Annotated in this window: 20 protein-coding genes and 1 pseudogene; 9 read left to right on the top strand and 12 right to left on the bottom strand. The window is 64.6% G+C overall.

Features of this window, described 5'->3' with window-relative positions; all coding sequences use genetic code 11:
• From CXQ90_RS21090 to CXQ90_RS21055, 8 genes are all read right to left on the bottom strand, one after another.
• On the bottom strand, positions 1–161 hold a 161-nt coding region (locus CXQ90_RS21090; RefSeq protein ID WP_146068949.1), incomplete at its 3' end, for a catalase.
• A 34-nt stretch (positions 162–195) separates the two neighbouring features.
• Positions 196–654, bottom strand: coding sequence for a molybdenum cofactor biosynthesis protein MoaE (locus CXQ90_RS21085; RefSeq protein WP_104141299.1), 459 nt, complete (start codon positions 652–654; stop codon positions 196–198).
• Entirely contained in the window at positions 641–1,522 is an 882-nt protein-coding gene (gene fdhD, locus CXQ90_RS21080; RefSeq protein ID WP_104141298.1) for a formate dehydrogenase accessory sulfurtransferase FdhD, read from the bottom strand. Before fdhD ends, CXQ90_RS21085 begins: the two co-directional genes overlap by 14 nt.
• Positions 1,510–2,784 (bottom strand): molybdopterin molybdotransferase MoeA, encoded by a 1,275-nt coding sequence (locus tag CXQ90_RS21075; RefSeq protein ID WP_104141300.1) that lies wholly within the window; start codon positions 2,782–2,784, stop codon positions 1,510–1,512. Before CXQ90_RS21075 ends, fdhD begins: the two co-directional genes overlap by 13 nt.
• A gap of 121 nt (positions 2,785–2,905) precedes the next feature.
• The gene (fdhA, locus tag CXQ90_RS21070) at positions 2,906–4,123 is read right to left on the bottom strand and encodes a formaldehyde dehydrogenase, glutathione-independent (RefSeq protein ID WP_104141297.1); all 1,218 of its coding nucleotides are present in this window, start codon (positions 4,121–4,123) and stop codon (positions 2,906–2,908) included.
• Between the two features lie 362 nt (positions 4,124–4,485).
• Complete coding sequence (folE, locus tag CXQ90_RS21065) at positions 4,486–5,088, bottom strand: GTP cyclohydrolase I FolE (protein WP_104141296.1); 603 nt, start codon at positions 5,086–5,088, stop codon at positions 4,486–4,488.
• Complete coding sequence (locus tag CXQ90_RS21060; RefSeq protein WP_104141295.1) at positions 5,085–7,412, bottom strand: FdhF/YdeP family oxidoreductase; 2,328 nt, start codon at positions 7,410–7,412, stop codon at positions 5,085–5,087. Before CXQ90_RS21060 ends, folE begins: the two co-directional genes overlap by 4 nt.
• Before the next feature lie 12 nt (positions 7,413–7,424).
• Positions 7,425–8,300, bottom strand: a complete 876-nt coding sequence (locus tag CXQ90_RS21055; RefSeq protein WP_104141294.1) for a methylenetetrahydrofolate reductase — start codon at positions 8,298–8,300, stop codon at positions 7,425–7,427.
• Between the two features lie 178 nt (positions 8,301–8,478).
• Between CXQ90_RS21055 and CXQ90_RS21050 the strand changes: the two genes are divergently transcribed.
• Entirely contained in the window at positions 8,479–9,174 is a 696-nt protein-coding gene (locus CXQ90_RS21050; protein ID WP_104141293.1) for a GntR family transcriptional regulator, read from the top strand.
• Positions 9,175–9,278: 104 nt separating this feature from the next.
• Here CXQ90_RS21050 and CXQ90_RS21045 read toward each other — a convergent pair whose 3' ends face one another.
• The 4 genes from CXQ90_RS21045 to purU form a co-directional block, all read right to left on the bottom strand.
• Complete coding sequence (locus CXQ90_RS21045) at positions 9,279–10,154, bottom strand: bifunctional 5,10-methylenetetrahydrofolate dehydrogenase/5,10-methenyltetrahydrofolate cyclohydrolase (RefSeq protein WP_104141292.1); 876 nt, start codon at positions 10,152–10,154, stop codon at positions 9,279–9,281.
• On the bottom strand, positions 10,151–10,777 hold the full coding sequence (locus CXQ90_RS21040; RefSeq protein WP_104141291.1) for a cyclodeaminase/cyclohydrolase family protein: 627 nt from the start codon (positions 10,775–10,777) through the stop codon (positions 10,151–10,153). The genes CXQ90_RS21045 and CXQ90_RS21040 overlap by 4 nt, the downstream gene beginning before the upstream one ends.
• Positions 10,778–10,908: 131 nt before the next feature.
• Positions 10,909–13,401 (bottom strand): FAD-dependent oxidoreductase, encoded by a 2,493-nt coding sequence (locus CXQ90_RS21035; RefSeq protein WP_104141290.1) that lies wholly within the window; start codon positions 13,399–13,401, stop codon positions 10,909–10,911.
• Positions 13,402–13,455: 54 nt separating this feature from the next.
• Positions 13,456–14,370: a formyltetrahydrofolate deformylase gene (gene purU, locus CXQ90_RS21030; protein WP_104141289.1), complete on the bottom strand. Its 915-nt coding sequence runs from the start codon at positions 14,368–14,370 to the stop codon at positions 13,456–13,458.
• Positions 14,371–14,506: 136 nt separating this feature from the next.
• On the opposite strand from purU, the gene CXQ90_RS21025 reads away from it, so the two are divergent.
• From CXQ90_RS21025 to CXQ90_RS20990, 8 genes and pseudogenes are all read left to right on the top strand, one after another.
• A complete protein-coding gene (locus CXQ90_RS21025) occupies positions 14,507–15,184 on the top strand; it encodes a GntR family transcriptional regulator (protein WP_104141288.1) in 678 nt (225 codons plus the stop codon).
• A gap of 167 nt (positions 15,185–15,351) precedes the next feature.
• Positions 15,352–16,650 (top strand): serine hydroxymethyltransferase, encoded by a 1,299-nt coding sequence (glyA, locus tag CXQ90_RS21020; protein ID WP_104141287.1) that lies wholly within the window; start codon positions 15,352–15,354, stop codon positions 16,648–16,650.
• Positions 16,650–17,867: a sarcosine oxidase subunit beta family protein gene (locus CXQ90_RS21015; protein ID WP_219816734.1), complete on the top strand. Its 1,218-nt coding sequence runs from the start codon at positions 16,650–16,652 to the stop codon at positions 17,865–17,867. Before glyA ends, CXQ90_RS21015 begins: the two co-directional genes overlap by 1 nt.
• A 14-nt stretch (positions 17,868–17,881) precedes the next feature.
• Positions 17,882–18,286, top strand: coding sequence for a sarcosine oxidase subunit delta (locus CXQ90_RS21010; RefSeq protein ID WP_104141285.1), 405 nt, complete (start codon positions 17,882–17,884; stop codon positions 18,284–18,286).
• Positions 18,283–21,231, top strand: a complete 2,949-nt coding sequence (locus tag CXQ90_RS21005; RefSeq protein ID WP_104141284.1) for a sarcosine oxidase subunit alpha family protein — start codon at positions 18,283–18,285, stop codon at positions 21,229–21,231. The genes CXQ90_RS21010 and CXQ90_RS21005 overlap by 4 nt, the downstream gene beginning before the upstream one ends.
• Positions 21,224–21,856: a sarcosine oxidase subunit gamma gene (locus CXQ90_RS21000; RefSeq protein WP_104141283.1), complete on the top strand. Its 633-nt coding sequence runs from the start codon at positions 21,224–21,226 to the stop codon at positions 21,854–21,856. The genes CXQ90_RS21005 and CXQ90_RS21000 overlap by 8 nt, the downstream gene beginning before the upstream one ends.
• Complete coding sequence (locus CXQ90_RS20995; RefSeq protein ID WP_104141282.1) at positions 21,856–23,229, top strand: L-serine ammonia-lyase; 1,374 nt, start codon at positions 21,856–21,858, stop codon at positions 23,227–23,229. Before CXQ90_RS21000 ends, CXQ90_RS20995 begins: the two co-directional genes overlap by 1 nt.
• A gap of 106 nt (positions 23,230–23,335) precedes the next feature.
• Positions 23,336–23,544, top strand: a pseudogene (locus CXQ90_RS20990) (pyridoxal 5'-phosphate synthase lyase subunit PdxS); the annotation flags it as partial.

Below are 23,544 nucleotides of genomic sequence, written 5' to 3'. Positions count from 1 at the left end.
GCGTGCACCACGCGCTCCGGGACACGCTCGCGGTTGAACTGGGCCAGCTTCTCGACCAGGTAGTGGTCGGTCAGGATAATGGCGCCGTCGGCGCCGGTTGCCTGGGAGTGCGCGTCGGACGTAACCGGGGCACCTGACTGGGTGGTTGAAATGGCAGTCATTGTTCTCCTATTTCTCTATTACTTGTGAGGGACGTTAAGAAGGAAGCTGTTCGCCTCCGCCGACCCATTCCACGGTGCCGTCTGCGAAGAACTGCTCTTTCCAGATCGGCACACGGGCCTTGATGCGGTCTACAAGCTGTGAGCACACCTCAAACGCCTGGCCACGGTGGGCTGCCGACACGGCACAGACCAGTGCGGGATCACCCACCTCCAGCATCCCGACGCGGTGGGCGGCCCAGATGCGGACCGGCCTTTCCGCCTTCGCGGCATGCTCCGCGACCAGTTCTGCCACGACTTCGGCCAGGACGTGATGTGCTGTGGGGTGCGCCGAGTAGCTTAATCTGCTGACGGCCATGCCGCCGTCGTGGTTCCTGACCACTCCGCTGAAGCTGACCACCGCCCCGGCTTCGTCGCCCTGGACTGCCGCTGTGGCCCGGTCCACCGAAATGGGGTCCTCGCTGAGCTCGGCGAGGACAACGTCAAAGCCGGGCATTGGTTTCCTCGCGGCCCACCTTCCGCGGGCGGCCCAGCCTTTCGCGGCCGGCGTAGACATTCAGGCTGTGTCCCCGGCTGAATCCAACCAGCGTCACTCCGGTCTCGACGGCGAGGTCGGCGGCCAGGCTTGAGGGCGCGCTCACCGCAGACAGGACGGGGATGCCGGCCATGGCGGCCTTCTGGACAAGTTCGAAGGATGCGCGCCCGGAAACCTGGAGGACGGTGCCGCTCAGGGGCAACAGGTTTTGGCGCAGGGCCCATCCCACAACTTTGTCCACAGCGTTATGGCGTCCAACATCCTCCCGGAGACAGAGCAGCTCCGGCCTGGCGCCGTCAACCTTGAACAGGCCGGCCGCGTGGACGCCGCCCGTCTTATCGAACACCGCCTGGGCCGCGCGAAGCCGCTCCGGCAGTTCGGCGAGGACGTCCACGGGAACCTGCAGTGTGTCCTGGGCAGGATCGAAGGGAAGGGTCTTGCGGACGGAGTCGATCGAGTCTGTTCCGCAGATGCCGCAGGAGCTTGAGGTGTAGACATGCCGCATGGTGTCAGGCATGGGTACGTCAGGCCTCAGCTGGGCCTCGACCACGTTGTATGTCTGTTCTCCCCCGGCATCGCCGGCGCAAAAGCGCAGCGATACCAGCTCGGAGTGGGAACTGATGATGCCTTCTGAGACCAGGAATCCGGCCACCAGGTCAAAATCGTCCCCAGGGGTCCTCATGGTGACAGCGAATGAGCGGCCGCCGATTCGGATTTCCAAGGGCTCCTCAGCGGCGAGTACGTCTTCCTTGAACCGTACCGGGTGTTCGGTGCCGGAGCCGTCCAGGTGGAAGCGGTGGATCTTGCGGCGCTGTGTCATGCGGGCCATGCGGTGCTCCGTGCTCGGCTGGTGTTGGAAAGGATTGTTTCGTTGGCCTGCGTCCAGGGGAGTGGGAGTACGGGAACCGGTTCGCCGGATTGGACTCCGGCAGGGGGCACGGCCATGACGCCGTCGGCCCAAGCCAGTCCACGCATCATGCCGGGCCCTGTATGCGAGGAGGGGAAGGCCAGCCCCTCGATGAACGTGCAGGGAATCAGACGCGTACGGCCGGGGCAGGGATCAACGTCGGCGGCGGAGATCACCTGTCCAACGCCGCTCAGGGGCCTGCCTCCGAGTGCCTCCAGCAGCGGTGCACCCATAGTGATGAGGGCCATCATTGCTGCCAGGGGGTTGCCGGGCAGCCCGACGACGAAGCGGCCGTCCGGGAGCCCGGCCAGGACAGCCGGGTGGCCCGGCCGCATGGCGATGCCGTCCAGCAGCAGCTGTCCGCCGAGCGCACGGATGGCGGCGCGAAAATGGTCTGTTCCGGAACAGCCGGTTCCGCCAGTGGTTATGGTCACGTCCGGCGTCCGCCCGGAGAACGCCTCTGATCCGCCAAGTGCGGCGAGCCATTCGGGGTAGGAATCCCCGATCCGCAGGGAGCCGGCAGGTGTGCCCCCCAGAAGGGAAATGACCGTCCCCAGCTGCGGGCCAAAAGTGTCCCTGACATGTCCTGGTTCCGGAACGCCTGACGTAACCACCTCGGAACCGGTCAGGACGATGCCGACCACCGGCTTGGCCTGCACCTGCAGGTTGTCGTGGCCGGCCACGGCGGCGAGGGCAATGTGGCCCGGGTTCAGTGTTGTGCCGGCGGGGATCAGCACCTCACCGGCAGCAGCTTCCTCGCCCGCGGGACGAATGTGCTGGCCCGGCGCCGGTTCGCCTCCCTTTGCATTGTCCTTGAGCCGCAGGAGAAGGCTGCCGTCAGTGGCGTGGTGGATCTGTCCGCTTTCCTTGCGGAGTATCGACTGGGCGCCGGCAGGCACCAGTCCGCCGGTGGCTATGACGCTGGCCCTCCCGGGGGACAAAAAGGGTTCGCGGTCGGCAAGGATCCATGGACCGCCGCCGTTGGTGGCCCAGCCGTCCATGGCAGAGGAGTCGTAATGGGGGAGTTTTTGCAGGGCGGCGACATCGCGGGTCAGGGTGTGGCCTGCCGCGAATGCGAGCGGGACTTCCACGGGTGCGAGCGGGACCGCGCAATCGAAAGCCAGTTGCCGGGCTTCGGGCCAGGTGGGGGAGGGATGTCCGGAAGGTCGCCTTGCAGAGTGCAACTCCGAAGTGCTGCCGCTGGTGGCGGTTTCTTGGGCGAGCAACGGTGCCCCCTTTCCTGAAGGTAGTGCTTGAAACGTGCGGGGCCGGGGACCGCAGTCCCCGGCCCCGTCAGCCGGGGTGCTATGCCTTGACGTATCCGTTTGGGTTCAGAACGAACTTTGTTGCCGAGCCGGCGTCGAATTCGGCGTAGCCGCGCGGTGCATCCTCAAGCGGGATCGCTGTGGCGTTTACTGCCTTGGCGATCTGGACCTTGTCATGCAGGATGGCCATCATCAGTTGCCGGTTGTACGACATGACGGGGCACTGGCCGGTGGTGAAGGAGAGGGACTTTGCCCATCCGGTGCCCAACGACAGCGATAGGGAGCCGTGCTTGGCGGCCTCGTCAATTCCACCGGGGTCGCCGGTGACGTACAGGCCGGGGATGCCAAGGGCCCCACCTGCTGCGGTGATGTCCATGAGGGAATTCAGCACCGTGGCCGGGGCTTCGTGGGATGCGTCCTTGCCGTGCCCTCGGGCTTCGAACCCCACGGCGTCGACGCCGCAATCCACCTCGGGAACTCCAAGGATCTGCTCGATCTGGTCCTTCGGATCTCCGTTGGAGACGTTCACTGTTTCGCACCCGAAGGAGCGGGCCTGCGCCAGGCGGTCCTCGTTCATGTCACCGACAATCACGACGGCGGCACCAAGCAGCTGTGCGCCGACGGCGGCTGCGAGGCCGACCGGGCCGGCACCGGCAATATAAACGGTGGACCCGACGCCGACTCCGGCGGTGACGGCGCCGTGGAACCCGGTGGGGAAGATGTCGGAGAGCATGGTCAGGTCCATGATCTTTTCCAGGGCCTGGTCGCGGTCTGGGAACTTGAGCAGGTTCCAGTCGGCGTAGGGGACCAGCACGTATTCTGCCTGGCCACCCACCCAGCCGCCCATGTCCACATAACCGTAAGCGCTGCCCGGCCGGTCTGGATTGACGTTCAGGCAGATGCCGGTTTTGCGCTCCTTGCAATTCCGGCAACGGCCACAGGAGATGTTGAATGGTACGGAGACGATGTCTCCGACTTTGATGAACTCCACGTCCGGACCGACTTCCACCACTTCACCGGTGATTTCATGGCCGAGGACGAGGTCCTTTGGAGCGGTGGTGCGGCCGCGCACCATGTGCTGGTCTGAGCCGCAGATGTTGGTGGTCACCGTACGCAGGATCGCACCGTGGGGTACTTTCCGGCCCACGTTGGCCGGATTGACGCCAGGCCCGTCTTTGAGTTCGAACGTCGGGTAGTCGGTGTTGATGATTTCGACGACACCGGGTTCCTTGTATGCGACGGCTCTGTTTCCTGACATGGACACTCCTTTGGCTACGGGGGGATGGTGCTGGGATTTGGTGCCAGGCCTGCCATGTCGGATTGCCGTGCACTGGGCGGGCCGGTTGCCGACGCTGCCCCGTTGCCCGAAAGCGGTGCTTCGATGGGGATACCTCCCCAGGTTTCAGGCCACCGAAGCACCATTCACGGGAACGGGACAGCTCATCCTTCACGAGGTCGAAGGCAGTCAGGGCTCATCGCAGACTGCCTCGCGCTGAACGGACCCTGTCAGTTTTGCTGGCCGAAATTCGTCCGACATGCAGGGGCTGATATTTTTGCTTGGGCATTAAAGATATATCAGTCACATCGTATGGCAGTCGCGCGGGCATGTCCAGAGATTTCTTAGCGGCCGTGGATGAGGCTCAGCGCCTCGGCCCGGGCGGCCGGCAGGCGCAGTTCACCGCGGACTGCAGACGTGATGGTCTTTGCCCCGGGTTTGCGGACGCCCCGCATCGACATGCACAGGTGCTCGCACTCGACCACTACAATCGCGCCCAGTGGCCGCAGCGATGTGACCAACGCGTCCACCACCTGGGTGGTGAGCCTCTCCTGGACCTGCGGCCTTCGCGCAAAGACGTCCACCAGCCTGGCAAGCTTGCTGAGGCCGGTCACGAGTCCCTCCGAGGATGGGATGTAGCCCACGTGCGCCACGCCATGGAACGGCACCAGGTGATGTTCGCAGGTGGAATAGAACGGGATGTCCTTAACGATGACCATTTCACCGTGGCCGAGGTCGAAGGTCTTGTCCAGGACTGCCAGGGGATCCTCATGGAGCCCGCCGAACATTTCTGCGGCGGCGCGGGCCACACGGGCCGGGGTGTCCGCAAGTCCCGGCCTTTCGGGGTCCTCCCCGATGGCCAGGAGGTATTCGCGGACAGCCCGTTCCACCCTTGGCCCGTCCACACCCTGGGTGACGGCCGCTTCCGTCGCCAGGACGGAGCTCACGCTTCGGCCCGCTCAAGCCGCACGATAACGGACTTGGAGGTCGGCGTGCCGCTGGTATCGGCTACGGAGTCAAGTGGTACCAGGACGTTGGTTTCCGGGTAGTAGGCCGCCGCGCAACCCTTGGGTGTCGAGTATGAAACGATGCGGAAGTTTTCGGCCCGTCGTTCGGTCCCCTGGAATTCGGAGATGAGATGGACCATGTCCCCGTCCGTGAACCCCAGCTCAGTAATGTCGTCAGCGTTGATCATGACCACTCGGCGCCCGCCGTGGATGCCGCGGTAGCGGTCATCCTTGCCGTAGATGGTGGTGTTGTACTGGTCATGGGAGCGTAGGGTCTGAAGGACGAGCCGCCCCGCGGGGACCCTGATGAATTCCAGTTCGTTGCCTGTGAAGTGGGCCTTGCCCGAGGCAGTATCGAACTTCCTAGCGTCTCGGGGTGGGTGGGGAAGGACGAACCCGCCAGGGTTCTGCATCCGCTCCTCGAAATTCTCGAATCCGCTGAGGACCGCTTCGATGTGTTTCCTGATGATGGAGTAGTCATCCCGCATGGCGAGCCAGTCGGCTTTGGGGGTATTGGGCAGCGGGAGGTTGTCGCTGCCGGTGAAGATCTTGTGGGCGATGTTGCACACAATGGCCACTTCAGAATGCAGGTGCTCGCTGGCGGGCTTCAGGCGACCCCGGGAGGCGTGGACCGCACTCATGGAATCCTCCACGGTCACCCTCTGGTCGCCGGTGCGCTGGGTGTCCTTCTCGGTACGCCCGAGCGTCGGAAGAATCAGCGCACGACGACCTGTCGATACGTGGGAATGGTTCAGTTTCGTGGAGATCTGCACCGTCAGGCGCGTGTTGGCCAGGGCCTGTTCTGTGACCTCGGAATCCGGGGCCGCCCGCACGAAGTTGCCGCCCATGCCTATGAAGACGCGGACCTGACCGTCCCGCATGGCGCGGATGGCGGCCACGGTGTCGAAGCCGTGCGCCCTGGGGGAGAGGAATTGGAACTCCTGGTCAAGCCGGTCATGGAAGTTCTCCGGCATCTTCTCGAAAATGCCCATGGTCCGGTCGCCCTGGACGTTGGAGTGGCCGCGGACGGGGCAGACGCCGGCTCCGGGCTTGCCGATGTTGCCCTGGAGAAGCAGGACGTTGACCACGTCGCGGAGGGTGGGAACCGAGTGCTTGTGCTGGGTCAGGCCCATGGCCCAGCAGACGATCGTGGCGTTCGAGGCCAGGAGGCGTTCGCCAGTGGACTTGATCTGTTCCAGAGTCAGTCCGGTGGCTTCGACGATGTCGTCCCATTCCGCCTTTTCGAGGTACCGCAGGTATTCGTCGATTCCAACGGTGTGGTCCTTGATGAACTCATGGTCCAGCACCGTGGGGAGGCCGGGGGTCTTGCGCCCCTGGGCTTCGGCTTCGAGAAGATATTTGCCAAGCCCCTGGAAGAGGGCCTGATCGCCGCCGGCGCGGATTTGGAGGAAGTCGTCGGTCAGTTGTGTGCCCACCACCATGCCGGAAATGTTCTGCGGGTTCTCGAACCGCAGGAGCCCGGCCTCGGGAAGCGGATTCACGGAGATGATGACGGCGCCGTTCTTCTTGGCCTTCTCCAGCGCGCTGAGCATGCGCGGGTGGTTGGTGCCGGGATTTTGACCCGCCACGAAAATCAGCGACGCCGTCTCCAGGTCCGTGAGGCTGACGGAGCCTTTTCCGATGCCGATCGTTTCGACCAGGGCCGAGCCGGACGATTCGTGGCACATGTTGGAGCAGTCGGGCAAATTGTTCGTCCCGATGCCCCGAACGAGGAGCTGGTAGGCAAAGGCTGCCTCGTTCGATGTCCGCCCGGAAGTGTAGAAGACCGACTGGTCGGGGTGCTCCATGTCCCTGATCTCCTGGGCGATCAGCTCGTAGGCGTCGTCCCACTCGATGGGCTTGTAGTGGGTTGCGCCTTCGTCGAGGAGCATCGGATGCGTCAGGCGGCCCTGCTGGCCCAGCCAGTAGTCGTCGCGCGTCTTCAGGTCCGCAATAGAGTGCTGCGCGAAGAATTCAGGCGTGACGCGGCGGCGCGTGGCTTCTTCGGCCACCGCCTTGGCGCCGTTCTCGCAGAATTCCGCAGCATTGCGCTTTTCGTGTTCGGGCCAGGCGCAGCCCATGCAGTCAAAGCCGTCAACCTGGTTGACTGCCAAGAGTGTCTGGATGCTGCGCAGCGGGCCCATCTGCTCAAGGGAAATTTTCAACGCGTTTGCAACAGCCGGAAGGCCGACGGCAGTCGTTTTGGGCTTAGTCAGGCTCAGTTTTGACTCGTCGATGTTCTGCTTGGGGGCTTTTGAAGCCATGTGATCTTCCCTTCAGATCTTGGCAGGAAACAGTGGAATGGAGGTGCTGCCCGGGGCCAGCGTGGTGGTCGGCTGCAGTGCCCGCAGATCATTCAGGAGGCCAGGCATGCGGCCGAGGTCGTTGAAGGTGTAGACATGGAACCCGGCAAAGAGGGGATCGCCCGCCAACTCCTGGTGAACCTCGCGGATCAGGCGTCCGCTGTCATAGCTCAGGAAGTCGTCCCGCCGCCAGAGCGCTCCCGCCATCCCTGTCCCGCGGGCGAGCTTGAGGGAACGGCCGACTCCGAGGCGTGCCCCCAAAGACACCAGTTTTCTGACGGCGACCGGACCCGGGACTCCAACCCACACGGGTAGCTGGATGCCGCTCGTGCGGATTGACCGGAGGTACGCGCCGATTGCCTCGGCGGAGAAGCACATCTGCGTGACCATGGAGGATGCCAAAGGCGCTTTCGTGAGGAGGCTGCTGCTGAGTTGCTCCTGGCTAAGCTGCGGGTGGCCTTCCGGATAACCGGCAATTCCTATGGAGAAGTCGGGTGAATAGGCGTTGACCGCCTCAAGGAGTTCTCCGCTCCAGCTATAGGGGCCGGCGGGCGTGCGCCGGTCGCCGGCAACAAGAAACAGCTCCGAGACACCGGCCTCCCGCAGCTGCAGCAGCAGCGAATGGAGTTCTGCCTCACCTGTGATGCTGCGTGCCGCGAGATGGGGAACTGTGTGGTAGCCCAGGCGTGCCAGGTGTACGGACGCCTCCACGGTCCGGGCAGGCCCGTGGTGAGGCAGGCACGTCACGCTGACGGATCCCGCGGTGTCAAAAGCCGCGGGGAGTTGCGTGAGCAGATCGGCGGACGGAACCACTTCCAGCCGTACCCTTGCAATAGCTTCCTTGCTCATTACTCTCCGTTCTTCGGCATCACCGCGACACTGCCTGCCGGAGCGGAAAATCTCCAACTGGTACCTACCGGAGGGTTGACATTTTATTGATGGAATAGTGATATATCAGTTCTAGGAATACTATGTACACGAAGCCTTCGCGTCAAGGCTCAGCCGTGCATCGGGAGGAGACTTGGAAATGGCAAGCGATGGACAACTGCCGTCGGATGTTGGGGGGTCCTTCCTGCCAACGAGGCAGGAGGACGAGTCCTTCGCCGACTTCGCCTACAGGGTGCTCTGTGATGAACTAATTGTCTTGGACATCAAGCCTGGCGAACCATTGAATGACGAAGTGATTTCCAGGCGGCTCGGAGTGGGAAGGACGCCCATCCGGGAGGCCATGAAGCGCCTTGAGAGCGACCATCTGGTGGTGGCGTATCCCCGCCGGGGAACATTCGCCGCCGGGGTAGACATCACGGATCTGGCTGAAATCTCCGAAATCCGGCAGCTCTTGGAGCCGGCGGCCGCAGCACGGGCTGCCCGGATGGCATCGCCGCAGCTCCGGCAGGAGATCAAGGAATTTGCCAGGGAAGTCGGGGAGCTGCTGCCGGTAATGCACTCCCAACGGGACCTGATGCGACTGGACATGCGGGTACACCGGATGATCTACCGGGCCACAGGGAGCAGGCATCTTGAGGATGTCCTGATCCGGTACGACAACCTGGCGACGCGGATCTGGAGCCTTGTGCTGGAGAAACTTCCTCCGGTATCCGAGCACATTGCCCAGCACATTGAGCTGCTCGAGTGCATCGCGGAAGGGGATTCCGAAGCTGCTGCGCGGCTGACCACCAAGCATGTAACGGGCTTCGAGAACCTCATCAGGGCAGTCCTGTAGCCCATTGGCAGGTCACGGCCTTCGCGCCCGTGCAGATCGCATGGATCTGCACGGGCGCGAAGACAACAACTGGGCCTAAGCGAAGCAGGGGTGCCTGCCGTGGATCACCCGGCTGTTCCCCTGACCAAGGCGCGCGACTGTTCCCGCGCAGCCTCGGTGGTGTGCAGGAGAAGCAGGGACGTGGTGACTGAGCCGACGCCACCCGGAACAGGTGTCAGCGCGCCGGCGATGCCCCGGACGCTGGCTTCGTCCACATCCCCCACGAGGGACCCGTCGGAAAGGACGTTGGTGCCGACGTCGATCACAACAGCCCCGGAGGAGATATGGCCGCCGTTCAGCAGGCCGGTACGCCCGGCGGCGACCACCACGACGTCTGCCGTCTTGGTGTATTTCTCCAGCGCCCCTGATCTGGAGTGGCAGACGGTCACGGTGGCGTCGCGTTCCAGCAGCAGCAGGGACAGCGGTTTTCCGACGACGGCGGAACGTCCAATCACGACGACGTTCCGGCCCGCCACCGGGATGTCGAAGTGGTCAAGGATCTCGGTGACGGCCCGTGCAGTGGCTGGGGCGAACGAGGGCTGGCCCACAGCCAGGCGGCCAAGGCTCAGAGGATTCGCGCCGTCGACGTCCTTCTCGGGGGCGATGTGCCCAACCAGCGCATCTGCGTCAACGCCGGGAGGCAATGGCGTCTGCAAGATGATGCCGTTGACGGACGGCTCGTCGCTGAGGTCTTTCAGGACGGAGGCCAGCGCCAGTCCTGTCGCGTCGTGGCCCAGGTCCACGATCCGGCAATTGATGCCCGCACTTTCGGCAGCCCGTTCGATGGACCGCACATACCAGTGCGTGGAGCCGTCGTCGGTGGCCACAACCACTGCAAGGGTGGGGCGCGGGCCGTCAGTTTCGAGGCTCCGGGCTTCCTCGTGGGCCTTCTGCTGAATGAGCTTTGCCAGGTTTCGTCCAGAGAGGAGTGTGGTGCTCAACCGAGAATCCTTTCGCGCACGCGCTTCACGAGCGCGTCGGCTGCCAGGATGACTTTTTCCTCAAGGCCATCGGTCTGGGCAGCCAGCCGGGAACGTGTTTCGGTGTCCTTGATGGCCACCACATTGATGTCGATGTTCACCCGTGCAGTGGTGGCGGCTGCCCGGGCAGCGTCGACGGCGGCGGCGACGTCGCTGATCACGTTGGCATTGGCCACCTCGAACAGCTCCGTGGCAAGATCCACGACGGCGCCGGCAAGGAGGATCAGTTGTGCCGGCGTTTTCGCGGCCTGGACGAGCGCGTCCTGGATGGACGCTGTCCGTGCAGCCCTGAGGTCGTCTGTACCGGTCGGGAGCTTGTACGCGTCAATGACGCCTTGGAACGCGTGCTGGTCGGCGTCCGCGAGGCGCAGGGCCTGGGCCACCAGGCCGTCGGCACTGCTGATGATCCTGGCGACGAGTTCGGCGTGCTGTTCGTATTTTGTGCCGGTGGTGTATCTGGCTACCATGGCGACAAGTGCCGCCCCCTGGGCGGCGTGGAGAGCCGCGGCTGCGCCGCCGCCTGGGGTGGGTTCGCGCGAGGCTAGCCTGGCGAGGTAGTCGTTTATTGTTTCTGAACTGATCATGTGTCTTCCTGGGGCTGAAGCTCTAGTCGACTGGCCTGGGGCATGGGACGGGCCATGGAAAGGCAGTGGCCCGGACTCTGGTTGCGAGGGAATGAGTCCGGGCCACGTGTCCTTGAATGGCCCTGCGGCTGTTAGCCGCGGAGCCGGGTCATCGTGGGGTCGTACAGTGGATCCGCTGTGACCGTGGCCTGGATTCGCCGGCCAAAGTACTCGATTTCAACCGAGTCGCCCAGGGAGACGGCGGCGGGCAGGTACGCATAGGCGATCGGCTTGGCCACGGTGTAGCCATAAGCGGCGCTCGTGACGTAGCCAACTGCCTGGTCCTTGTAGAAGACAGGTTCCTTGCCCAGCACGATGCTGCGCCCGTCGTCGACCGTTAGGCAGCGCAAGCGGCGGGCTGAGTTTTCCTCGGTCCGGCCTTCCAGTGCTGCCTTGCCGACGAAGTTTTCCTTGGTCATCTTTACGGCGAAACCGAGTCCCGCTTCCAGCGGGTCGTGCTCGGTGGTCATGTCGGTGCCCCACGAGCGGTAGCCCTTTTCCAGGCGCAGCGAGCTGAACGCGGCGCGGCCGGCAGCGATCACGCCGAACGGCTGCCCTGCCTTCCACAGTGCGTCCCACAGGCGCTGGCCGTTGTCCGCGCTGGTGTACAGTTCCCAGCCCAGCTCGCCGACGTAGGACAGCCGCATTGCGGTGACGGTGACGCCGCCGATGACAACCTTCTTCGCCCGGAAGTAGCGCAGGCCGTCGTTGGAGAAGTCGTCGCTGCTGACCGTGCTGATCAGGTCCCGGGCGAGGGGTCCCCACAGGCCGATGCAGCATGTCCCGCCGGTGGTGTCGCGCACCTGGACCCAGTCGCTGGCGGTTCCGTTTTCCGTCTGGTGGCGTGCGGCACGCTCAAAGTAGGCCGTGTCGATGTTTCCATTGGCTCCGAGCTGGAAGGTGTCTTCGCTCAGGCGGGCCACGGTGATATCGCTTCGGATCCCGCCTGCGTGGTCCAGCAGGAGGGTGTAGGTGACGGCCCCCGGCTTCTTGGCCATGTCGGCGGTGGTCAGCTCCTGCAGCAGCTTCAGGGCTCCGGGGCCGGAGACCTCAAGGCGCTTGAGCGGGGTCATGTCGTACATGGCCACCGCGGTGCGGGTCTTCCAGGCTTCGGCGGCGGCGATGGGCGAGCTGAACATCCCGGACCAGGCGTCACGTGCCGGCGGCTGCCAGTCGTCAGGCATCTCCTTGAGCAGTTCGGCGTTGGCTTCGAACCAGTAGGGGCGCTCCCATCCGCCGCCCTCCAGGAAGAAGCCGCCCAGCTGCTTGTGGCGGGCGTGGAACGGGCTGACGCGCAGGTTCCGCGGAGAGAGCTTTGGCTGCAGCGGGTGCAGGACGTCGTAGATTTCCACGAAGTTCTGCTGGGACGTTTCGCTGACGTATTCGGGAGTCAGCTGAACCTCTTCGAAGCGGTGGATGTCGCATTCTCCAAGGTCGATCTGCGACTTGCCGGTTGTCAGGAGCTCCGCGACGGCGCGGGCGATGCCGGCCGAGTGGGTGACCCACACGGCTTCGGCGACGAAGAAGCCATCGAGCTCCTTGGACTCACCCACCAGGGGGCCGCCGTCCGGGGTGAAGGAGAAGATGCCGTTGAAGCCGTCCTCAATGTCACTTTCGCGCAGGGCCGGGAGCAACTGCTTGGTGGCTTCCCATGCCGGGAGGAAGTCCTCCAGGGTGAAGTCGAGGCGGGAGGGCATGTTGTGTTCACTGATGCTGTTGGGGTCGTAGGAGCCCAGCTCATCAAGGTCCACGGGCATGGGGCGGTGCGCGTAGGAACCGATGCCGTAACGGTCACCGTGCTCGCGGTAGTAGAGGTCCTGGTCCTGGTGCCGCAGGATCGGCAAGGAGGCGTCGTTGGGAAGTTCGTTGCGGCCCTTCTGCGCCGGGACCGGAGTGGTCTTCACGTACTGGTGGGCCAACGGCAGGAGCGGGACTGACATGCCGATCATCTCGCCGATCTTGGCGCCCCAGAAGCCGGCGCAGGAGACCACGATGTCGGCAGGGATGGTTCCTTCGGAGGTCTGGACACCGGTGACCCGGCGGCCGGACTGTTCGATGCCGGTCACCGTGGTGTTGCCCAGGTACTTGACGCCTGCGGCTTCCGTGCGCTTGATCAGCAGCTGGACTGCGCGGGCAGCACGGGCCAGGCCGTCGCTGGGAACGTGGAGACCGCCAAGGATGTCTTCTTCGTTCAGGAGCGGGTAAAGCTCCTTGCACTCTGCGCGGGTGAGGATCTTGCCGTCGATACCCCACGCGGCGGCATAGCCGAGCTTCCGCTTCAGGTCCGCGAGGCGGGTCTCGGTGGTGGCAACTTCCAAACCGCCCACCTGGTTGAAGCAGCTGACGCCGTCCTCGCTCAGGGACAGGAGCTTTTCAACCGTGTACTTGGCGAAGGCAGCCATGGTCTTTGAAGGGTTCGTCTGGAAAACGAGGCCCGGGGCGTGGGACGTGGAGCCTCCTGGCATGTTCAGGGGTCCCTGGTCCAGGACGGTGATGTTGTTCCAACCCCGCGTGACCAGTTCGTCGGCGAGGTTCGTGCCGACGATGCCCGCTCCAATAATGACAATGCTTGGCGTCGAAGCCATGTGGTTTCTCCTGCTGATTTTCGTGTGTTGTCTCTGCTGATGTGGTGGTCGTGCTTACCGGAACACGACAGTGCTGGTTTGGTCCAGCAACACACGGTGCTCGCAGTGCCACCGCACGGCGCGGGACAGTGCCAGCGCTTCCGCGTCCTGCCCGACTGTGGACAGTGCGGTGGGCCCGTAGCTGTGGTCCACCCGGATGACTTCCTGTTCGATGATTGGACCTTCATCGAGTTCAGCAGTCACGTAGTGGGCAGTGGCACCTACCAGTTTGACGCCACGGTCGTACGCCTGGTGGTACGGGCGCGCTCCCTTGAATCCAGGAAGGAAGGAGTGGTGGATGTTGATGGCCCGGCCTTCAAGGGAGCGGCAGAGGTCATCGGAGAGCACCTGCATGTACCGGGCGAGAACAACGAGGTCGACGTTGTGCTCGGCGACGAGGTCCAGCAGGCGCTGTTCGGCGTCTGCCTTCGTCTCGGGGGTCACGGGGAGGTAGATGAAAGGCAGGCCGGCGGCGTCTGCCATGGCCCGGTGGGTTTCATGGTTGGAAACCACGAGGACGATGTCGCCGCCGAGGCTGCCGCCGCGCCAGCGGAAGATCAGGTCATTCAGGCAGTGGCCGAACTTGGACACCATAACCAGAATGCGCTGCTTGGTCTGGTCATGGAAGCTGAACTTCATCTCGAAGCGGTCCGCAATGGCGCTGAACTCCTCCTGGAGCCGCTCCGGCGTGTACTCGGGGGAACCCGAGAATGCGGTGCGCAGGTGCAGTGTCTCGCGGAGCCCGTCGTCGAACTGCTGGTGCTCGTCGATGTTGAAGCCACGTTCGAAGAGAAATGTGGTGACGGCCTGGACAATACCTGCACGTTCGACGCACGTCAGTGTGAGTACGAACTTCTGGGCCTTGTCCTTCGCGCCAGGGTCGGTCTGAGTCAGCGTGCTGGTTGATGAGTCTGTTGCCACTAGGGTCATGTCTCCTCCTTTAGGTATCTCCCGTTAGATATATTCTCAGATTGTGAACTGATATATTAGGGTTGGGAATCAGCGTATACTGGTCAGTGGGCGAGGTCAATAGCCTGTTTGGCTTGAATGGAAAGGGGTCCAGGTTATGGCAGTTGAAGCGTTGGCGATCGTGGAGGATGCAGCCAAGAAGTCGTTGGCGGACGTGGCGTACGAGCGTATCCGCGACCGGCTGCTGATGCTTGACATTAAACCCGGCGATCTCCTTAACGACGACCACCTCGCCAAGGACCTCGGCATAGGGCGGACTCCGGTGCGGGAAGCTTTGAAGCGGCTTGAGCTTGACCGCCTGGTGATTTCGTATCCGCGCAGGGGCACGTTTGCCACCCGCGTGGAGGTGACCGATCTTGCTTTCATTTCAGAAATCCGGACGCAGCTTGAACCGCTCGCCGCGTCCCGTGCCGCCCGGGTGGCCACGGAACGGCAGCGGGAGCAGCTGCGGGCTGTGATGCGGGCTGTTGAATCTTTCGATACCCACGCGGCCTCCGTCGTTGAAACCCTGCGCCTTGATGCGCGCGTCCATCAAGGCATCTACGCGGCTGCGGCCAATCCCCACCTCGAGGACGTGCTGATCCGGTACGACAATCTCGCCACCCGCATCTGGTGCATGGTGCTGGATCGCCTTCCCGACCTTTCCCGCCACGTGCATGAGCACCTGGACCTGCTCGGCGCAGTGATCGAAGGCGATGAGGCGAGGGCCGCTGACTTGGCGAGGAGCCACGTCAGTGGCTTCGAGGATGCCGTCCGCAAGGCGCTCTTCACCTGATCTAAGCCCCACCTTTCGACGTGTTGCCAGAAGCGCGGCCCTTCCGGCCGCGCTTCTGCCGCCTCTGGGACGGCTTGAAAAATCTGTTGACACCCACCGGCCCGGATAGCATACTTGACTCACGAAACTAATATATCAACAGGATATTAGATAGCAGAGGAGAAAAGATGGTCGACGTTCTGACCCGTACGCTCGCAGAGACCGATCCTGCGATCCACGCAGCCGTTCAGCAGGAGCTCCTGCGCCAGCAGGGCACGCTGGAGATGATCGCTTCCGAAAACTTTGCGCCGACTGCCGTCATGGAGGCGCAGGGATCCGTCCTGACCAACAAGTATGCCGAAGGCTACCCGGGCAGGCGTTACTACGGCGGCTGCGAACACGTTGACGTGGTCGAGCAGCTGGCCATCGACCGTCTTAAGACATTGTTCGGCTCCGAATTCGCCAATGTGCAGCCCCACTCAGGCGCCCAGGCCAACGCAGCGGCGATGTTCGCCCTGATCCAGCCCGGCGACACCATCCTGGGGTTGAACCTCGCACACGGTGGCCACTTGACGCACGGGATGCGCATCAACTTCTCCGGCAAGCTCTACAAGGTGGTCCCGTACGGAGTCGGCGAAGACAGCATGCTGATTGACATGGCTGAAGTCGAGCGTCTGGCGGTTGAGAACAAGCCGAAGCTGATCGTCGCCGGCTGGTCCGCCTACTCCCGGCAGCTGGACTTCGCCGAATTCCGCCGTATCGCGGACCTGGTAGGCGCCTACCTGATGGTGGACATGGCCCATTTCGCAGGCCTGGTAGCCGCAGGGCTTCACCCCAACCCCGTGCCTCACGCCCACATCGTCACGAGCACCACTCACAAGACCCTTGGCGGCCCGCGCGGTGGTGTGATCCTGACCAACGACGCCGACATCGCCAAGAAGGTCAACTCCGCGGTCTTCCCCGGACAGCAGGGTGGCCCGCTGGAGCACGTCATTGCCGCGAAGGCCGTGGCGTTTAAGCTCGCTGCTGAGCCGGCGTTCCGCGAACGCCAGGAACGCACCCTGGAAGGCGCCCGCATCATCGCAGAACGCATGCTGTCTGCCGACGTTGCAGAGTCCGGCGTGACCGTCGTCAGCGGTGGCACCGACGTGCACCTGGTCCTGGTGGATCTGCGGAATTCGGAACTGGACGGCCAGCAGGGCGAGGACCGGCTGCACCGGATCGGCATCACGGTCAACCGAAACGCCGTGCCGTTCGACCCGCGTCCGCCGATGATCTCTTCCGGTCTTCGTATCGGCACGCCGGCACTGGCCACGCGTGGGTTCGGGAAAGCAGAATTCACCGAGGTCGCGGACATTATTGCCGCAGCACTCAAGCGCGAGTTCAGCGACGAGACCGTGGCGGAACTGCGCCAGCGGGTTGAAATCCTGGCCGGAAAGTTCCCGCTCTACCCCAACCTCTCCTCTGACGCGAACGAGGTGGCATGATGGCCGATCTGCTTCCGGAGCACCCGGAATTCCTCTGGCACAACCCGGACCCGAAGCCTTCCTATGACGCAGTCATTGTTGGTGGCGGCGGGCATGGCCTGGCCACCGCCTACTTCCTGGCCAAAAACCACGGCATGACCAACATCGCCGTCCTCGAAAAGGGCTGGCTGGCCGGCGGCAACATGGCCCGGAACACCACCATCATCCGTTCCAACTACCTCTGGGACGAGAGCGCCGCCATCTACGAGCACGCCCTCAAGCTCTGGGAAGTCCTGCCGGAGGAGCTCGAATACGACTTCCTGTTCAGCCAGCGCGGCGTGATGAACCTCGCCCACACCCTGGGTGATGTCCGCGAAAGCATGCGGCGCGTGGGCGCGAACAAACTCAACGGCGTGGACGCCGAGTGGCTGGACCCCAAGCAGGTCAAGGAACTCTGCCCCATCCTGAACATCAACGACAACATCCGCTACCCCGTCATGGGCGCCACGTACCAGCCGCGGGCTGGTATCGCCAAGCATGACCACGTTGCCTGGGCCTTCGCCCGCAAGTGCGACGAACTGGGTGTGGACATCATCCAGAATTGCGAAGTCACTGGCTTCGTCAAGGACGGCAACCGCGTGGTGGGTGTCCAGACCAACCGCGGCACCATCAACACCGAAAAGGTGGGCCTGTGCGCCGCCGGGCACAGTTCGGTGCTGGCCGAAATGGCCGGCTTCCGGCTCCCCATCCAGTCCCACCCGCTGCAGGCGCTGGTTTCCGAACTGCACGAACCGGTCCACCCCACAGTCGTCATGTCCAACCACGTGCACGTCTACGTTTCCCAGGCGCACAAGGGCGAGTTGGTCATGGGCGCCGGAGTGGACTCCTACAACGGTTACGGCCAGCGCGGCTCGTTCCATGTGATCGAGCACCAGATGGCGGCCGCCGTCGAGCTCTTCCCGATCTTTGCCCGGGCGCACGTACTCAGGACCTGGGGCGGCATCGTTGATACGACGCTGGACGCCTCCCCGATCGTGGGCACCACTCCGGTGGACAACATGTTCGTGAACTGTGGCTGGGGCACCGGCGGCTTCAAGGGCACGCCGGCCGCGGGCCTCACCTTTGCCCACACCATCGCCACGGGCACCCCGCACGAACTGAACAAGCCGTTTGCGCTGGAGCGGTTCGAAACCGGCGCCCTGATCGACGAACACGGCGCAGCCGCCGTGGCCCACTAGAAGAGAGTCCGGACATGCTCCTCATTTCATGCCCCAACTGCGGCTCCCGCGACGAGACCGAGTTCCACTACGGCGGCCAGGCTCACGTGGCCTACCCGGAAAACCCGAACGAACTGAACGACCGCGAATGGGCCGAGTTCCTGTTCTACCGGGACAACACCAAGGGCGCCTTTGCCGAACGCTGGCTGCACAGCACCGGCTGCCGCCAGTGGTTCAACATGCTCCGCGACACGGTCACCTACGAGATCCAGGCGATCTACCCCATGGGCGCGCCCCGTCCGGATGCCGCCGGCCGGACAACGCCCGACACCGGCACTGCCAGCACTGCCGCTGACAGCACCACGACGGGTAGCGCGGCTCCCAGTACCTCCGCCACCAGCATCTCCAGCACCACCGCCCCGGAAGGAGCAACCAAGTGACTTCCCAGAACGCCCGCCTCGCCGCCGGCGGACGCATCGACCGCACCATCTCCTGGCGTTTCACCGTTGACGGCGAGGAATTCACCGGCCACCCGGGCGATACGCTCGCCTCGGCCCTGCTCGCCAACGGCCGCATCAACGCCGGCAACTCACTTTACGAGGACCGCCCCCGCGGCATCATGTCCGCCGGCGTGGAGGAATCCAACGCGATGGTGAAGATCGCTGCCCGCTTCCCGGGCGACGTTGCCGAATCCATGCTCCCCGCCACCACCGTCACCCTGGTGGACGGCCTCAAGGCAGAACTGCTCAGCGGCCTGGGCAAGCTTGACCCGGAGGAGGACCGCGCCGAGTACGACAAGAAGTACGTCCACACCGACGTCCTGGTGATCGGCGGCGGCCCCGCCGGCCTGGCCGCGGCACGCGAGGCTGTGCGTTCCGGCGCCCGCGTCATGCTCCTGGACGACCAGCCCGAACTGGGCGGCTCCCTCCTGTCCGGCTCCACGGCACCTGAACTGGCACAGAGCATAGAAGGCAAGCCCGCTTTGGAATGGGTGGCGGACATCGAAGCCGAGCTCGTCTCCGGCGCTGAATCCACCGTCCTGAACCGCACCACGGCCTTTGGCGCCTACGACGCCAACTACGTCATTGCCGTCCAGAACCGCACCGACCACCTGTCCAGCCCGGCCGCCCCCGGTGTATCCCGGCAGCGCATCTGGCACATCCGTGCCAACCAGGTCGTCCTGGCCCCCGGCGCCCATGAACGCCCGCTGGTCTTTGAGAACAACGACCGGCCCGGCATCATCCTGGCCTCGGCAGTCCGCAGCTACCTCAACCGCTACGCCGTCGCCGCAGGGCAGCGCGTGGTCATCAGCACCACCAACGACAGCGCCTACGCCCTGGCCGCTGACCTGCGCGCCGCCGGCGTCAAGGTCGCTGCCGTCGTCGACGCCCGCCCCCGCCTCACGCCGGTTGCCGCCGCGGCCGTCGAAGCCGGCACCCGGGTGCTGATCGGCAGCGCCGTGGCCAACACCTCCGGCAACGCTTCCGCCGGCGGCCGCGTGGACGGCGTCACCGTCCGCAGCATCAACGACGACGGCGAACTCACCTCCGGCATCGAAGAGATCGCCTGCGACCTCCTCGCTGTCTCCGGCGGCTGGAGCCCGCTGGTGCACCTGCACTCCCAGCGGCAGGGAAAGCTGCGCTGGGACGACGAGCTGGCCGCCTTTGTGCCGAGCACCGTGGTCCCCAACCAGCAGACCATCGGCTCCGGCCGCGGCAGCTTCGAGCTCGAGGACTGCCTCGCCGAAGGCATCTCTGCCGGGGCTTCGGCGGCCATCGCCGCCGGCTTCGCGTCCGCCGTCGAACCTTCACCGCTCGCCGAACCGAAGGCTTCCGTCCCCACCCGCCAGCTGTGGCTGGTCCCGGGCGAGACCGGAACTCCGGACGACTGGCACCACCACTTCGTCGACTTCCAGCGCGACCAGTCGGTAGCTGACGTCCTCCGCTCCACCGGGGCCGGCATGCGGTCCGTGGAGCACATCAAGCGTTACACCTCCATCAGCACCGCCAATGACCAGGGCAAGACCTCCGGCGTCAACGCGATCGGCGTCATCGCCGCGGCGCTCCGCCAGGCCGGCGAGGCATCGAGGGGCATCGGCGACATCGGCACCACCACCTACCGGGCGCCGTTCACCCCCGTAGCCTTCGCGGCACTGGCCGGACGCCAGCGCGGCGAACTGTTCGACCCCGCCCGCGTCACGTCCATCCACCCGTGGCACGTGGCACAGGGTGCGCTGTTCGAGGACGTGGGGCAGTGGAAGCGGCCCTGGTACTACCCACAGTCCGGCGAGGACATGGACACCGCCGTGCTCCGCGAGTGCGCCGCCGTCCGCGAATCCGTCGGGTTCATGGACGCGACCACCCTGGGCAAGATCGAAATCCGGGGCAAGGACGCCGGCGAGTTCCTCAACCGGATCTACACCAACGCGTTCAAGAAGCTCGCGCCGGGCTCCGCCCGCTACGGCGTCATGTGCATGGCTGACGGCATGATCTTCGACGACGGCGTGACCCTCCGCCTCGACGAGGACCGGTTCTTCATGACCACCACCACCGGCGGCGCCGCGAAGGTGCTGGACTGGCTGGAGGAATGGCTGCAGACCGAATGGCCCGAGCTGGACGTGCACTGCACCTCGGTGACCGAACAGTGGAGCACCATTGCCGTCGTCGGGCCCAAGTCCCGCGCCGTGATCGCCAAGGTGGCACCCGAACTTGCCGCCAACGGCGGGCTCGATGCCGAGGCGTTCCCGTTCATGACCTTCCGCGAGACCACCCTCGCCTCCGGCGTGCAGGCGCGGATCTGCCGGATCTCGTTCTCCGGCGAACTGGCCTACGAGATCAACGTGCCGTCCTGGTACGGGCTGAACACCTGGGAAGCCGTGGCCGCAGCCGGGGCCGAGTTCAACATCACCCCGTACGGCACCGAAACCATGCACGTGCTCCGGGCCGAAAAGGGCTACCCGATCGTCGGGCAGGACACCGACGGCACGGTCACCCCGCAGGACGCCGGCATGGAATGGGTGGTCTCGAAGGTCAAGGACTTCGTCGGCAAGCGCTCCTACGCCCGGGCCGACGCCCAGCGTCAGGACCGCAAGCACCTGGTCAGCGTCCTGCCCATTGACGGCACCATCCGGTTGCCGGAAGGCACCCAGCTCGTGGAGAAGGGCCGTTCCACCAATCCTGCGTACGGACAGGTCCCGATGGAGGGCTTCGTGACCTCGAGCTACCACAGTGCCGCACTGGGCCGGTCATTCGGCCTGGCGCTGATCAAGAACGGCCGCAACCGGATCGGCGAGACCCTGGTGGCCGCCGCCGGCGACCAGCTGGTTGACGTTGTTGTCGCAGAAACCGTACTTTTTGACCCCGAAGGGACCCGCAAAGATGGCTGAAACAGCAGCACCCGAGACCAAGAAGAACCTCTCCCTCCGGACCAGCCCGGCTGCTCTGCTCAGGGCAGCATTTGAGAGCGGCTCCGTCCGCGGCACCGTGGAACTGAGCGAAATCACGTTCCTGACCATGGTGGGCCTCCGGGTTGGCCGGGACACCGAAGCCGGGCAGCGGGTCGCGTCAGTCACTGGCGGCCTGCCCGCCACATGCGGCACCGTGAGTGGTGCCGGCGACACTTCTGTGCTGTGGCTCGGACCCGAGGAGTTCCTGGTAGTGGCACCCCTGGAAGCCCACGAGTCGCTCGGCGGTGACCTGATCCAGGCGCTCCGGGAAGCGCTGGCCGACGGCGAAGGCCAGGTGGTGGACCTCTCCGCCAACCGCACCACCTTTGAACTCACCGGACCGCGGTCCCGGGCAGTCCTGGAAAAGGGTTGCTCGCTGGACCTGCACCCCCGCGAGTTCAAAGCCGGCACGGCGCTTTCCACGGAAATCGGCAACATCCCCGTGGTCTTGTGGAAGACCGGCGACGAGAGCTACCGGATCTTCCCACGCGCCTCGTTCGCAGAGTTCCTGGGCCGCTGGCTCCTGGATGCCATGCGGGAATACGCCTCCCCTGAGGTCCCTTAATGGCACTTAGCGTGCTGGATCTGTTTTCCGTTGGCATCGGGCCGTCGTCGTCACACACGGTCGGCCCGATGCGGGCAGCAAAGCTGTTCACCGACGGACTCAAAGGCGACGGACACCTGAGCTCCACGCGGCGCGTGCAGGCCGAACTCTTCGGCTCGCTCGGCGCCACCGGGCGGGGCCACGGCTCGGACAAGGCCGTGGTCCTGGGTTTCAAGGGCCTGGACCCCGAAACCGTGGACACCTTTACGGCCGATGACCAGGTGGCCGCCGCCGCGCTGGACGCCGAACTGTGGATCGGCGGGGACCACCGGGTGGACTTCAACTGGGACGAGGACGTGGTGCTGCACCGGCGCAAATCCCTTCCGGCCCACCCCAACGGCATGACCTTCCGGGCCCTGGACCACAGCGGCGCCGTCCTGAGCGAACGGAGCTTCTATTCTGTTGGGGGCGGCTTCGTTGTTGACGGGGACGCCGACGCCGGCGACCGGGTGGTTGCCGACGCCACAGTCCTACCCTTCCCCTTCACCAGCGCCGACGAGCTCCTCGAGATCTGCAGCCGCGAAGGGATGTCAATCTCCGACGTGATGCTCGCCAACGAGCTCACCTGGCGGACCGAAGCGGAACTTCGGGAGAAGCTCCTGGGGCTGTGGGCCGTCATGCGCGAATGCGTGGACAACGGCTGCGCCGCGGAAGGAATCCTTCCCGGCGGCCTCAACGTCCGCCGCCGCGCGCCGTCGTTGTTCCAGACCCTGACGGCGGACACCGGGGTGACCGATCCGCTCCGGGCGATGGAATGGGTGAACCTGTTCGCACTGGCCGTCAACGAAGAAAACGCCGCCGGCGGCAGGATCGTCACCGCGCCCACCAACGGCGCGGCCGGAATTGTTCCGGCAGTGCTGCACTACTACGTGAAGTTTGTCCCCGGCGCCAACGACGACGGCGTGGTCCGCTTCCTGCTGGCCGCGGCCGCCGTCGGAATCCTGTTCAAAATTAACGCCTCCATCTCCGGCGCCGAGGTGGGCTGCCAAGGTGAGGTGGGCTCGGCCTGCTCCATGGCCGCCGCCGGGCTCTGCGAAGTGCTCGGAGGGACGCCTGCCCAGGTGGAAAATGCCGCCGAGGTGGGCATTGAACACAACCTTGGCCTGACCTGCGACCCCGTGGGCGGGCTGGTGCAGATCCCCTGCATCGAACGCAACGCGATCGCCAGCGTCAAAGCCATCAACGCCGCACGCCTAGCCCTGCACGGCGACGGCAGCCACAAGGTATCCCTGGATAAAGCCATCAAAACGATGCGTGAAACAGGAGCCGACATGAAAACCAAGTACAAGGAAACCTCACGGGGCGGCCTCGCTGTGAACGTCATCGAGTGCTGAACCGGTGAAGTACCTGTAGCCCCGGGTGTCCATGGATGCCCGGGGCTTTCACCACAAACATAACTGCCTGGCTGCACAGGCGTCCGGCCCCTTTTGGAGCGAGAAAATGACCAGAAAACCACTCCTAAACGAGCACACTCTCAACACAGGCGGCAGCCGCGTTAAGCGCGGCATGGCAGAGATGCTCAAGGGCGGCGTCATCATGGACGTCGTCAACGTCGAACAGGCCCGCATCGCGGAAGACGCCGGTGCCGTTGCCGTTATGGCGCTCGAGCGCGTCCCGGCCGACATCCGTGCCCAGGGCGGCGTGTCCCG

It is taken from the genome of Arthrobacter sp. ZGTC131 (genome assembly GCF_002929275.1).
Lineage (GTDB): Bacteria > Actinomycetota > Actinomycetes > Actinomycetales > Micrococcaceae > Arthrobacter.
Note: the sequence above shows the minus strand (reverse complement) of the source record. Positions and strands in the feature narration are given on the sequence as shown.